This window comes from Pseudoalteromonas sp. SG43-3 (assembly GCF_014164385.1).
Taxonomy (GTDB): Bacteria; Pseudomonadota; Gammaproteobacteria; order Enterobacterales; family Alteromonadaceae; genus Pseudoalteromonas; species Pseudoalteromonas distincta.
Map to the genome: position 1 here is coordinate 100,249 of NZ_JACJFC010000015.1, position 12,657 is coordinate 112,905.

Annotated in this window: 9 protein-coding genes; 2 read left to right on the plus strand and 7 right to left on the minus strand. The window is 40.5% G+C overall.

The features are described from left to right. The first annotated feature begins 52 nt into the window (after positions 1-52). Positions 53-1,399 carry a S8 family serine peptidase gene (locus H5157_RS14540; RefSeq protein ID WP_182724957.1) on the plus strand — a complete coding sequence of 449 codons (1,347 nt, stop codon included), beginning with the start codon at positions 53-55 and terminating at the stop codon, positions 1,397-1,399. On the opposite strand, the gene H5157_RS14545 is transcribed toward H5157_RS14540, so the two are convergent. The 3 genes from H5157_RS14545 to H5157_RS14555 all read right to left on the minus strand — a co-directional run bounded on the left by H5157_RS14545 (position 1,383) and on the right by H5157_RS14555 (position 5,577). Further along, the gene (locus H5157_RS14545; RefSeq protein ID WP_182724958.1) at positions 1,383-2,336 is read right to left on the minus strand and encodes a surface lipoprotein assembly modifier; all 954 of its coding nucleotides are present in this window, start codon (positions 2,334-2,336) and stop codon (positions 1,383-1,385) included. The two genes, H5157_RS14540 and H5157_RS14545, sit on opposite strands and share 17 nt — an antisense overlap. A gap of 62 nt (positions 2,337-2,398) precedes the next feature. After that, on the minus strand, positions 2,399-3,280 hold the full coding sequence (locus H5157_RS14550) for a hypothetical protein (RefSeq protein WP_182724959.1): 882 nt from the start codon (positions 3,278-3,280) through the stop codon (positions 2,399-2,401). A gap of 143 nt (positions 3,281-3,423) precedes the next feature. After that, positions 3,424-5,577, minus strand: coding sequence for an exonuclease domain-containing protein (locus H5157_RS14555; RefSeq protein ID WP_220496861.1), 2,154 nt, complete (start codon positions 5,575-5,577; stop codon positions 3,424-3,426). Positions 5,578-5,705: 128 nt separating this feature from the next. Between H5157_RS14555 and H5157_RS14560 the strand changes: the two genes are divergently transcribed. Beyond that, positions 5,706-6,200, plus strand: coding sequence for a dual specificity protein phosphatase family protein (locus H5157_RS14560; RefSeq protein ID WP_182724960.1), 495 nt, complete (start codon positions 5,706-5,708; stop codon positions 6,198-6,200). Between the two features lie 8 nt (positions 6,201-6,208). Here the strand turns inward: H5157_RS14560 and H5157_RS14565 are convergent, their stop codons facing one another. The 4 genes from H5157_RS14565 to H5157_RS14580 form a co-directional block, all read right to left on the minus strand. Then, entirely contained in the window at positions 6,209-6,928 is a 720-nt protein-coding gene (locus H5157_RS14565; protein ID WP_182724961.1) for a DUF6445 family protein, read from the minus strand. After that, complete coding sequence (locus H5157_RS14570; protein WP_182724962.1) at positions 6,921-7,661, minus strand: SapC family protein; 741 nt, start codon at positions 7,659-7,661, stop codon at positions 6,921-6,923. Before H5157_RS14570 ends, H5157_RS14565 begins: the two co-directional genes overlap by 8 nt. Before the next feature lie 38 nt (positions 7,662-7,699). Further along, a complete protein-coding gene (locus H5157_RS14575; protein ID WP_182724963.1) occupies positions 7,700-9,256 on the minus strand; it encodes a tryptophan halogenase family protein in 1,557 nt (518 codons plus the stop codon). Positions 9,257-9,327: 71 nt separating this feature from the next. Then, positions 9,328-12,621, minus strand: a complete 3,294-nt coding sequence (locus H5157_RS14580; RefSeq protein WP_182724964.1) for a TonB-dependent receptor — start codon at positions 12,619-12,621, stop codon at positions 9,328-9,330. Positions 12,622-12,657 lie beyond the last annotated feature (36 nt).

Sequence of the window (12,657 nt, forward strand, 5' to 3'; positions counted from 1 at the left end):
TGTGTTAAACGTTAACTAACCAGCATGATAAATTTAATAGAAGTAACCCACTATGAATATTAAAAACACACGCGTTAAACACATAATAACCGCTTCGCTTTGTATATTTAGCGCAACGAGTTCAGCCAACATAGTAAGAGTCGATCAGGTGCTTGGGCAGCTAAACCCAATAGAGCAGCGTATTGAGCAAACTATAGAGCGAGCACAGCGCCTGCCGCTTCCGGTGCCTGTTCCACAAATATCGATTGATGAACTAAAAGCGCAAATTAGTGAGCCAATTAGCAGCTTACCCAATGTGCTTAACATTAATATAAATAGCCAAAACACCGCATTTGTTGAAGTAGAGCTTGAAAACGGCTTTAGAGCAATAGAGCGCCAATGGTTATTAATGGCAAATAGCCAACAACTTAATACCCTAAAGCAGCAAAATGTAACCATTGTATCGGTAAAAAATTACAACGCACTTAACATGAGCTTAGTGCGCTTTAATGTACCCCAAGGTGTTAACTCTAAAAGTGAGTTATTAAAAGCACTTAACTTAGATGAGTCTGCAATACTTGACCGAAACCACATTTACCAAGCGCAAACAGGCGAGCCTAGCGTGAAAGTAACACCAAATAAGCCTGTTGCTCCTTACTGCACACAAAGCGTAAAAATTGGCATGATCGACAGCGCAATTAATACCAAACACAACGCTTTTAAAGGCGCAAATATCACCACGCAAAGCTTTTTACCTAAAGGGTTAAGCTCGCCAAATTTACACGGCACCGCCATAGCGGGGTTAATTACAGGTAAAGGAGTAATGCTCAGCCCGCTTTTAAGCAGTGCCAAGCTTTACAGTGCCGAGGTGTTTTATAGGCAATCTGAATATGCACAAGGGGCTACATTATTTGCCATAGTAGAGGCACTTAACTGGCTAGTTAGTAATAAAATACCCGTAATAAATATGAGCCTAACGGGGCCAAATAACGCAATTTTAGAAGCAAGTATTACTGCAGCAATAAAACAAAACGTACTAATTGTAGCTGCTGCGGGTAACCAAGGGCCGGCGTCGCAGCCGTTATACCCAGGCGCGTATAAAAGCGTGATAGCGGTAAGTGCTATTGATTCAAAAAACCACATTTATAGATGGTCAAATAAAGGCGATTACATAGACTTTGCAGCCCTTGGTGTAAATGTTGTTACAAGCCAAGGCAATGGAAAATTTGGGAGGGAGTCGGGTACGTCAATGGCGGCGCCGCATGTAAGCGCGGCATTAAGTTGTTTATTGTTAAAGCATGGGAATAATAAAACCAAAGCACTTAACGAGCTTACATCGCTGGTCGTCGATTTAGGCGAGCAAGGCAAAGACACCACCTTTGGTTATGGCGCCATTTACCCACCTAAAAGTGCACTTTAACTGACGCCGATAAAACCGATTGCGTATAGGTATTACTACTAAGCTTTGATTGATAATCGCCATATTCAGCCTCGGCTATTAGCGTTACGTGCTCAAACACAGCTACGTTATAAAACGCATTAACTACATTTCGGTGCTCATCTCGCGACGGTATTTGCTCAAAAAAATCATCCGTTGTTTGCTCATCGTAATCTTTATTTTGATAACGCCAGCCAGCCCCTACTTTGTTAGCCACATTAAAGGCCGTAAATTTGTGCGTAACTTTAGTAGTAAAGCCGTAGCCGTTAAAGTCGTATTGGTTGTCGTCGGCGTTTTCTTTATCAGCACTTAGCGTTGCCATTAGCATGGTTTGCCCATTATTTATAAAATGATAAAGCGCTACATCGGCACCTACACCATCGGCATTACGTGCTTTTGCAGTAGCAAAACGTTTAGCTTTGGTTTTTATGCTCATACGCAAATACGTATGTGGGTTTAAAAAGTGGCCATAGTAAGCACTAGCTTGATTAAAATGTAAAAATGTTTCGCCATCTACATTTGCTTTTGCGCCATCGTAACGAACCCCTAGCTCATGGCTATTAAAGCTGTAGCTGCCATCTAAACCATATTGATGAAGGTCTAAATCGTATTGATCAAATTCATCGTAGTCTTGTTGTTCAAACCGATAGCTTGAGGTTAATTTGGCGCCTTTGGTTAATTGCCATTTTGCATTAACACCGGCTGCGGTTTTTATGCCACTGTCGCTTTGTGACGAAATATCGTCAAGCTCCTGAACAGAGAGCGCTGAATTGCTTAATACCCCAACTTCTGCATCTGCATTTAGCTCAAAGCTACTTTTAAAGGGTTTATTTTGCTCAGGTGTTTTAACGTGGTTAGTTTGTGCAAGCACCGCTTGGACACTAAAAACACACAAAGTGGCGGTTATAACTGCTTTCATATTTATTCTCCAACAGGCCGAATAGGTTTCCCTATTCGGCATTTGTGCAAACACGCGGCGTATTAAAGGCCTAGGTCTAAGTCGTTAGTAATGTTGGTTACTACTTCACTTGCAGTGCTAAGTGCTACATCATTACTAATTTGATCAGTGACCGCTGCACTCACCTGCCCGCTAACACTTTGCTGTACCGTGCTTTGTAAACTGCTAACCGTACTATCTTGCACGCTGGCAATTAAAGATTGCTGAACACTACTTACAACTTCATTACTGGTATTAATTGCATCACCTACCTGCAGTGCAGAACTCACTGAGTTTGCAGCCGTATTCGTAATTGCTAATTGGTTTGTAAGCTCACCCGCATTAAGCGCACTCGCTGCATCAGCTTCTGTTACTGAATCGGTTGCGCTACTCACATTTGAAAGTAAAGAGGCATCTGTTGGTGTATCAGTAGTATCAGGCTGAGCGGCTTGCTCAGAGGTAAGTCCAAGTAATGACGATTGACTCACAGCGGTTGTTAAATTACCCGCCGATGAGGTTAACTGCGTTGTTGCATCGAGCGCTGTGTTGACTGTGGTATTGCCTGTGGCATTTAAAGACGAGGCCGATGCGTTCAATGCATTATTTAAAGATGAGCTGGCAGATGCAACTAATGAATTTGCAGGCTCTGCGGCCTCACTGCTTTCTTGCGCTGGAGTTTGCGTGTTATTCGCCGTTGAATCTGTGTTTTGCGAATCATCAGCCGTTACTTGTGTATCGTTAGATACGTTTGACTCGTTGCTACCACTGGCTGTTAAACCATTTTGTGAAAGCGCAATAGATGTAGATGTTTGTTGCTGCGCCGACGTTGACTGGGATATTTCAATATCAGCGGCATGCACTGCACCTGTAAAAGTACACACACCGCTTAACATCATTACGCTTACAATTTTATTTAATTTAGTCATTGTTTTGTCCTCTAGTTTGTCGGATTGACATAAAGAAGACGATTTACAAAAACACTTTATTCCAAAATAAATTAAAAAATTACAATAAAATCACTTATTAACTAAATTTCAAATACTTAAAGGTAAGCCAATACCCTACGGCGTTAGCTTTCACTATTTTGTATCAGCAATAACAGCTCCGCAGTGGCGGTTGCGTCGGCCAATGCGCGGTGATGGCTAGTTAAATTTAAATTAAAATGCGCGCTAAGGTTACCAAGCGAATAAGACTTTAAGCCTTTAAACGCTTTGCGCGATTCAACCACGGTGCACATTTTTGGCATTTTAAAAAAGTGCCCTGCAACCTCGCATTCTTTTTTAATAAAACCGTAATCAAAATTAACGTTATGGGCTACAAAAATACTGCCTGAGAGTTTATCTAATAGCGGCTTGGCTATATCGGCAAATACAGGCGCGTTGTAAACCATACTGTCGCTAATACCGGTTAATGACGTAATAAAGCCAGGTATATGGCGCTGCGGATTAATAAGTGTAGTCCAAGTATCAATTACTTTACCGTGCTGTACTTTAACTATGCCAATTTCGGTAATTCGGTTGCCGCCTTTTAAGCCGCCCGTGGTTTCTATGTCAACTACGCTGTAAACACGGTTTGGATCTACAAACCACTTAACTGCGGCAATATGTACCGTAAAGCCCACATTTTTTAAATTATCAATAGTTGTAAGTTGGTTGCGCCTAAGCTTATCGCCTGGAGCTTTTACTTCTTCAAAATGTACTTGGCCATTATTAATGACCATTAAATCGGGGTAGCCGTCTTTTAGCTGTAAATAATGTTTACTCATAGCCGTTAAGTGCGCAATTAGTGCCTCAAGTGGGCTGTTTAAAATAAGCGCTTCTAGTGGCTCTAATAAATTGCTGCGCCATCTAAATAAGCCATTGGGCTGATCAAAGTATTGCGCTGCATTTTTGCACACTAAATTAAGTAATGCTTGCGACGTTTGGCACTGAGCTAAGCGCTCGTTTATCTGTGTTTGCTGCGCTTCATAAAAATTACCAAGCCTTAATACTTGCGGATAAATATCAAACTCATTGCATGGCGGATAAGGCGACTCGACAAATAACTCGTGCCAAAATACTAAACCAAACAAACTTTGCCAAAGCGTGTTTTCGGTATTAAATACAGCCATACCTTCGCGAGTATAATAATCGTTTACGCCCTGCTCTACTTCACCTCGGTACAGTTCATCTATTTCTAGCACGCACTGAGTGTCGGCAAGCATGGCACTTAAACGCGAACGTGTTTTTTTATTAAACTTACGCATTAAAAAATCGTCAGCAAAATAAAGTAAATCATCAGTAAGTGGGTTTTCGATAATGGCTTCTAACCGTGCTTTTACCCACTCTTTATTGCCAAGCCTGTATTGCTCTCTTATTTGAATTTCTTGTGCTTCGCTATCATCCACGCACCCTTCAAGTAAACTAAAAGCAAGTTCGCTATCAACTGTTTTTAGCTGCCTATAAAGCCTAACTAATAGTTTGTTTTTTAATACAACGGCAATTGCACCATGTGCAGCTTGCACTAAAACCTGCGACGCTAAAACAACATAGTCGCTCTCATCTGTAATATTTTTAAATGCTAACCGGTAACGGTTTAATAAATAGTTTGATTGCGCTTCGTCAAGTGTTTCAAAACGCGACAAGCTCTCGCTGTGTCCTTCGCGCGTAGCGGTTAAGCCTAAGTCTCGCATTACAAAACGGTTTTGATGATTCACATCACCACTGCTTAGTTTGCCTGCAAATAAAAACTCAAAATACTCGTAGTAATCACTGCGGTTGTTAATTACATACTGGCTATAAAGTGGCGCAAGCTCTTTTGGGCATGCTCTAAAAAACTCACGCGCAATATCCACCAGCGCGCCTTTAGCGGCACTCTTTTTAAAACTTATTTGCTCACTGTAATTACTTAGCAACTCAACCAAAGAAGGCTTAGTTAAGTGCGCTAAAAGCTGCGAATAATGCTGCTCGTTTGGCTCAAATAAAATACCGGCTTTTTTTAGCGTATAAATAGCCTGATGCGGCGAGGTTATTTCTTCATAATTAAGCGATTGCGCCTGCACTAAATAAGGCTTTCGCGAGTACACACGCGCCAACATGCATTGGCTTTGCTCATCTAGCTGATTAATTTTACTAATGAATTCGCTGTGTTTGGGCTCAAGTAAATGCATACATTTACTTGTTACAAACTCAATAAGCTCTCTAAAATGCGCTAAATAGTATTTTGCTGGTAATTCTTTTTTCATAATATCGCCACAACTGTATATAAAAACAGTATCTAGTATTTGCGCTTATTATTCAATCTTAAACTTGTAACTAAAACACGCTATAGTGAGCTTATTAAAGCAAATTCATTAAAAATAAAGGACTTACCATGAGCGCGCATCCGTACGATGTTTTATCACTCAATAACGGCGCAAATATTATTTTTACGCCCTGCCCTGGTACAAAAACGCAAAACCTAGCGGATTCAATCAATACATTAAAAGCAGCTGGCGCTAACGTGCTGCTGTCGCTTATGCCGCAAAAAGAGCTTGAAAAAAACAACGTAGAAACAATTAATAGTGAGTGCAATAAGCACGATATAACGTGGTTTCATTTACCAATAAATGACGACGAAGCACCCAAACAGCCTTTTACATCAAGCTGGAACACCCATAAAATCGACATATTACAGGCCATACAACACAAACAAACCATTGCCATACATTGCAAAGGCGGCACTGGCCGCACAGGGTTGGTCGCTGCGCTTATTTTAAATTCGGCAGGTTACACAAAAGAAGAAGTATACAGCCTAGTACAATGCATTCGCCCTAAAGCGCTTACTATAGAATTGCAAAAAGAGTACTTTGAGAGTTTTAGTCGGTAATAAAAAAGCTAGCGCAAAACAGCAAAGCTACTGATAGTTAAACGCCCATTAACTGGGTCACAGGAATAACCATTAGACGCGTTTATATTACCGGAATGCAATAAATTACTTGGGTATATAACTGCCCGATTTAGCTTAGCCTCTACACTGTAAACTTGCTCAAACAAAGTTGTACTTCCATTTATATATTGTGGATTTTTATGAAGTTTTTGCGCCATGGCTTGTTGCTTAATAGCTTGCCTATAAAGCATAAGCCGCTCTTTTGTTATACGTTCATACCCTAGGGCTCTATGCTTATAAAATGAAGTGCCACCATGAGTTTCATCACATAAAAAGTGCACCATAGCAAGTTGATTCATATTAGGTGTATCAAAATGAGGGAGCATTTGTATTGGCCTGAGCTTATCAGGCTCAGTGCATGCAATTGAAAAAGCAGAAAGAATTACATCGAACTCGCTTTTATCCGCCATATCAAAGTGTGAATTAATAATTGGCGCAAGCGCTTTTAACCGCTCGATATAACTAAGCGGTGCTGCTTTTCTTACTCCTGGGTAAAAATCACTTTCTTGTGCGCAAAACGCTTCTCTAGCACTTTGAGAAAACGCAGCAAAATTAATAAGCGCATCTACATTATTTACAAAATCATCAATAACAATAATTGGGGTTTTTTCTTCCCCTACAGTATGTATGTGTAACGCCATATTTTCGTTTAGTTTAAAATCAATCATCGGCTAAATTAAGCACTGCATTTTTACGCTCTATCAATGGGTATATTTGGCCAAGTGAGGTTATAACAGTATAAATAGCGGGTAATAAAGCGCTTTGATGTAAAAGCGTAATTTGATCACTATTAAGTTGTGCGAGTCTTTCTTGGTTAATAGTGTATAGGCCGTTTAACTTTGTTTTTTGACTGTTCTGAAACGTGACCTCAAGCGATAATGGCTGCAGTAGATCATGCTGTAACAAGGTATCAATTAACTTTTTATTGTCTATTTCGCCCTGTAGTAAATGCCCTAAACACTGCTTTATTTGTTTGAAATAGCTACTTTCTTCTGCGCTTTGGGTATAAATTGGTTCTAAATTATTCTGGCTTTGCGCTCGATTATTAACGACTGCTGGGCTATTTAAATTAATACACACAGGGTATTGAGTTTGCTGCGCATGAGTATCACCAACAAAAAATGGCTGACGCTGTAATTGAAGCGGTAAATACACACCCTGCCACTGCGAGTTCTGATAAAACAAGTTCTCATGTTGCTCAAAGCCTAATAAAGCATTGAGTGTAAACTCCCCTGTTTCTGAGTTTTTTGCAAAAACTATAGGCTGCTGAACAGCAATTTGATTAAGTTCTGCCATAACAACAGGGACCATATTAATGTTTTCTGCGTGTGATTGTGCCTTTTGTGTGTCTATTTTTATGTGCTGATGAGCACTTTGTTCTAATGCGACTAAATTTTCCATGTGTGTCTCTTTATTGTTTTTATGTGTAAATTTTTAAGCTAAATAGTGCTAAGCCCATGATTCTTAACTTTATTTAACAATTCTCGGTTACTAGGTAAGTTAGTTACAGCTTGGTTTATCATGCTCTTATTTTTATCAAACTGACTTTTAGCAAAAACAGTGTCTTCAAGCATATAGGCAGTTGTGCTGTAATCACTTTTAAAGCCCATACCATATAAAACATATTGATAACTCGCCGCTGGAAACACCTCATTGTTACTTGTAAAATCGTGATCAGCAGGGGCGCGGTATTGCCATAGTTTCATTAGATCTTGTAAGCTTTGAGGAATCGTTTTAGGGTCTCTGTTATCGCTCCAAAATGCGTTATCGTCACGGGTTGATAAAATATAATGTAACTTTAAAAAGTCGATTATTTTTTCCCACCTATAGGTAAACGTCTCATTAAAGCGTTTGGCGGTAATATCCATAATATCCCGGGTATGGGGAAGTTGTTCGCTTATCATTTGCGCTGACATTTCTACTAATACCAATGCAGAAGCTTCTAGTGGCTCTAAAAAACCAGCCGAAAGCCCAACCGCAACACAGTTGTTTTGCCAAAAATGTGAGCGGTGGCCACTTTTAATAGGGATTTTTCTAATTGTTAACGACTCTATTTTATCGCCTACATACTCTCTAAGTTTTTCCCTTGCTTGCGACTCGGTACTGTACTTACTGGAGTACACATAGCCCACCCCACGGCGGTGCTGTAATCCTATATCCCATATCCAACCCGCTTCTTGCGCTGTTGAAATTGTGTGAGATGCAATACTGTCATTTTCATCTTCATAAGGGACTTGCACTGCTAAGGCGGTATCAATAAACAGCACATCATCGCAGGGCTGAAAAGGAATCTTATAATGCTCGCCTAACAACAATGATGAAAAACCAGTGCAATCGATAAATAAATCACCGCTAATTTCACCTTGTTGCTTTGTAGTAACGCTTGCAATATCGCCATTTTTAGCATTATTGACCTGCGTTACATCAGCTAAAATATGTTTAACGCCTAGCTGCTGAGTACAATGTTTTTGTAAAAAAACGGCAAATTTTGCAGAGTCTAAATGGTAGGCATAATTGGCTATAGCAGCATATTCTGGTGTACGAATTGTTTTAGGGGCAAGCCCTTGCTCACAAATAGCTTCTTGGTAACACACTGCGTTTGAAAAAGACGTTGACTCTGCTGTGTTATTTAACCAATGCCCTGCCATATCGGTTTTTGAAAAGCCCTGCGGCAGAACTAATGGGTGATAGTAAAAATCATCATCGCTGCCATCCACCCATTTGGCGAATTTTGCTCCTTGCTTAAAGCTTGCTTCACACTCGCGTATAAAATCGGTTTCGCTAATACCAAGTGCTATTAATGTACTACGCATGGTAGGCCAAGTGCCTTCACCAACACCTATAATTGGTACATTTGGAGATTCAACTAGCACAACATTAAGACCATCGGGGGTATTACTTTTATGGTGCGCCGCTAATCGACCAGCTGTTAGCCAGCCTGCTATACCACCACCAACGACAACCACTGTTTTTATTTCTTTATTTTGCTGGTTCATGCTTGTTACCTATAAAGGCGTATTTAAAAAGTGGCTATTACTAAATGTAAAAGCCACTTTTATTATTTAAGTTAGAAACTTCCACGAACACCTAACGCAAAACGTCGCCCGCTATCTTCAACCATTAGTAATTGATTAGAGAAGCGACCACGTTTGTGTACGTATTCTTCGGTTAAGTTTATACCCTCAAAGAACACCGATACATTTTCGGTAATATCATAGCTGCCACTGGCATCGAATTGTGCATAGTCTTCAACTATCGTCACACCATCACCATTTAACTGTGTTAGTGACTGTACAAAGCTATCGCGCCAGTTATAGGCTAAACGCGCCTGAAATGGGCCATTCTCATAAAAGCCAACCACATTATAAGAGTCGCTTAAGCCTGTTAATGCAAATACTTGAGTTATATCTGCAGGGTCTAGTTCTGCATCACTATCAACAAATGTTGCATTAACCATAAAACCAAAGCCACTATCAAAACTATGCTGTAAGGCTATTTCCCAGCCATCAACAATCGCCGATTCGCTATTATTTGGTAATGTGTTTGTAAATACAGCCGTCGAGTCAGCAGCGTCAGGGTTATCTACATCGTTACCTGTTGAGGGGTCAGTCAACAATCCGCCGTCAGACAATTCAAAGGTTAAATCTTCAGTGGTATTGATAATGAAGTTAGCAACATTCTTTCTAAAGTAACCAGCGGATAAATAACTGGCATCAGCGTAATACCACTCTAATGATAAATCTAAGTTATCAGAGGTAAATGGCTCAAGCGCAGGGTTACCAGAGCTTGATGTTAAATTGCCCCCTTGGCGCGTTGTTTCAATTACTGTTACAGGCGACATACTATCGAGTGTTGGTCGCGTAATTGTTTGTGATACAGCAGCACGTGCTATTAGCTCATCGCTTATTTCAAGCTTTACGCTAAAGTTAGGTAAAATCGCTTCGTAATCTGAACTTGCTGAAATATTTTCTACGGCGCCGAAATTAGCAAGCATTTCTGTTTTATCTAAGATAGTTAACGCGCTAACCGGCTCATCTGTGCCCTTTACTTTTACATCGGTGCTTTCAAATCTAAAGCCCGCTGTTGCGTATAAAGGCATGCCTGCAAGTTCAGCTTCAAAATCAAATTCTGTATAAAACGAGAAAGTATCTTCAGTTATCTCAAACGACTTATTACGTTTAACTGCATCAAAACTAATAGGCTGACCATTCGCCGCAGCTATTTGCTCAAGGTACGCAAAGTTTGCCTCTCCATCATGTGCAAGCCATGACGTTGGCATACGACCGCTGCCGCTCACATCACCTAAAAAGTCATCTCCTGCGTCAAATACAAATTGCGCTAAGCCATCCATACTTGGGTCATCTGGGTAACCACAAAAGGTACAGTGAATACCTACGCCTTCGTTGTCCCAACGATCAAGGTTTTTAGTTTCAGTTGAATACATAGTACCAAATTTAACCGAAACTAGGCCTGAGCTGCCATCGTTATGCCAAATGCTATCCCAACGAAACTGATCCACAGTATCTTCTACAGCCCAACCACGGCGAAGCATTACGTGTGCACGGCTGTTGGCTGTATCTAAATGATTTGATACGCCATCAGGTGCAACTGCAGGGTTATAAGCAACACCGTCCAGCTCTTGCTGGCCGCTATAAATGTTAGGGTTAGCAGAGGCAAACTCACTCGCGTAAGGTAAGATACCGCCATCCACTTCAAATCGAACTCGGTTAGCATAGCCAATCAACGATAGCTGATCGCCACCGCCATTATTAGCCTCACGCTTGGCTTTTGAGTGGCTCAAATCAAACTTCATATTTAAGTTATCGTTTACATGCCAATCAAAGTTTAAACCTAATGCGCTAGAGTTGGTTAAACGATCAAACTTTTTAGCGTGCATATCGGTGGCAAGACCTACCTCTTGATATAAATCAACCACAGTGCCATTTTCATCAACGGTTGGGCCTGCAGCATCACCAAAGCCTTCTAAGTTTGGCGCTGTAAACCAGTGCCCGTAAGACGTTGTGTCTGCTTCTACATCAAAATCTGAATAGAGCGCATCAGCAGTGATAACTAAATCATCTGAAGGTGCATACTGTATAACTAAATTTGCATTAGTGCGTGTACGTGTCTCTGTAGTAACTTTATGATCGTAATTACGTGGCGAGAAAATATTACCGGTGTATGCTTGCCCGCTTTGAGTTTGAGGATTTGGGACGCCCACGTTTTCTAACCAGCCGTCTACCTGTGCCTGATTTAAGCGTGTTTCGCGTTCTTGACGAGAAACGGCAAACAACAAACCCAGTGTGTCATCATTAAATGTATTACTAATTAAGCCAGAAATCTCAGGTGTGGTTTCTTCACTATTTTCATCGTAAATACCTTTAACACTACCCGCTATTTTAAAGCCACTAATCGCAAATGGACGTGCCGTATTAACGTTTACTGTTGAGCCAATACCACCAGATTGCATAGTGGCTGTTGAGGTTTTAAATACATCTAAGCTTTTAACCAATTCTGATGCAATGGTATCAAAGCTAAATGCACGGCTTTGATTCTCTGATGCCATTTGGCGTCCGTTTACTAGTACAGTATTAAACTGCGGGCCAAAACCACGCACCGTAATAAGCTGCCCTTCGCCGCCTGAACGGTCTATTGAAACCCCAGTAATACGTTGCAAAGACTCGGCTAAATTTGTGTCAGGAAATTTACCAATATCTTCTGCTGAAATGGAGTCAACCACGCCACCGGCTTCTCTTTTTGCATCCATGGCTCGACCAAGCGAGCCTCTAATTCCGCGTACTTCAATTATTTCTGGTTCTTGTGCTGCTGTTTCTGCTAATGCAGGGAGCGTTGTCATTGTGCTTAGTACAGCAAGTACTGCACTGGACACGCCATTTTTTTTATAGTTAGCCATGTTGTCAGTTCTCTCGAAGCTAGGGTCTATTAAAATAGAAATTTGCCCATCTTCGCTAACTTGCATTTGCAAGCCGGTACTTTCGAGTAAAGTCTGTAATGCATTTATTATTGAATACTCGCCAGTAATAGTATTTGTTTGTAACTGTTGAATTTTATCCAACGGAAAAAGCAAAGTAATATCGGCTTGCTCGGCAAAGTTTATTAGCGATAAATCGGCCCTTTGTCGAGGAATGTTAAACATTGCTTTTTCGTCCACCGAGCTCGCTTTCACCTCTGTGGTGACTAAGCTAAAAACAAGCACATATAGCGGTAAACAAAGTGGCAAATGTATACATTCCATGCGTATAGTTTTTGGCCATACACAGGATGAAGACGAGTGACTTTTTATTTTCCTCCATAAATATTTTTTATTTTTTTCAAATAATTTATTTTTTTGACTAGCCATACTTATTATTACTAAACCTTTATTATTTTTTGGTGT

Bases quoted from the DNA above. Each gene is read 5' to 3' on its own strand.
- H5157_RS14570 (WP_182724962.1), bottom strand. From the start codon at position 7,661: ATGGAAAATTTAGTCGCATTAGAACAAAGTGCTCATCAGCACATAAAA.
- H5157_RS14580 (WP_182724964.1), bottom strand. From the start codon at position 12,621: ATGGCTAGTCAAAAAAATAAATTATTTGAAAAAAATAAAAAATATTTA.
- H5157_RS14575 (WP_182724963.1), bottom strand. From the start codon at position 9,256: ATGAACCAGCAAAATAAAGAAATAAAAACAGTGGTTGTCGTTGGTGGT.
- H5157_RS14545 (WP_182724958.1), bottom strand. From the start codon at position 2,336: ATGAAAGCAGTTATAACCGCCACTTTGTGTGTTTTTAGTGTCCAAGCG.
- H5157_RS14560 (WP_182724960.1), top strand. From the start codon at position 5,706: ATGAGCGCGCATCCGTACGATGTTTTATCACTCAATAACGGCGCAAAT.
- H5157_RS14550 (WP_182724959.1), bottom strand. From the start codon at position 3,280: ATGACTAAATTAAATAAAATTGTAAGCGTAATGATGTTAAGCGGTGTG.
- H5157_RS14540 (WP_182724957.1), top strand. From the start codon at position 53: ATGAATATTAAAAACACACGCGTTAAACACATAATAACCGCTTCGCTT.
- H5157_RS14565 (WP_182724961.1), bottom strand. From the start codon at position 6,928: ATGATTGATTTTAAACTAAACGAAAATATGGCGTTACACATACATACT.
- H5157_RS14555 (WP_220496861.1), bottom strand. From the start codon at position 5,577: ATGAAAAAAGAATTACCAGCAAAATACTATTTAGCGCATTTTAGAGAG.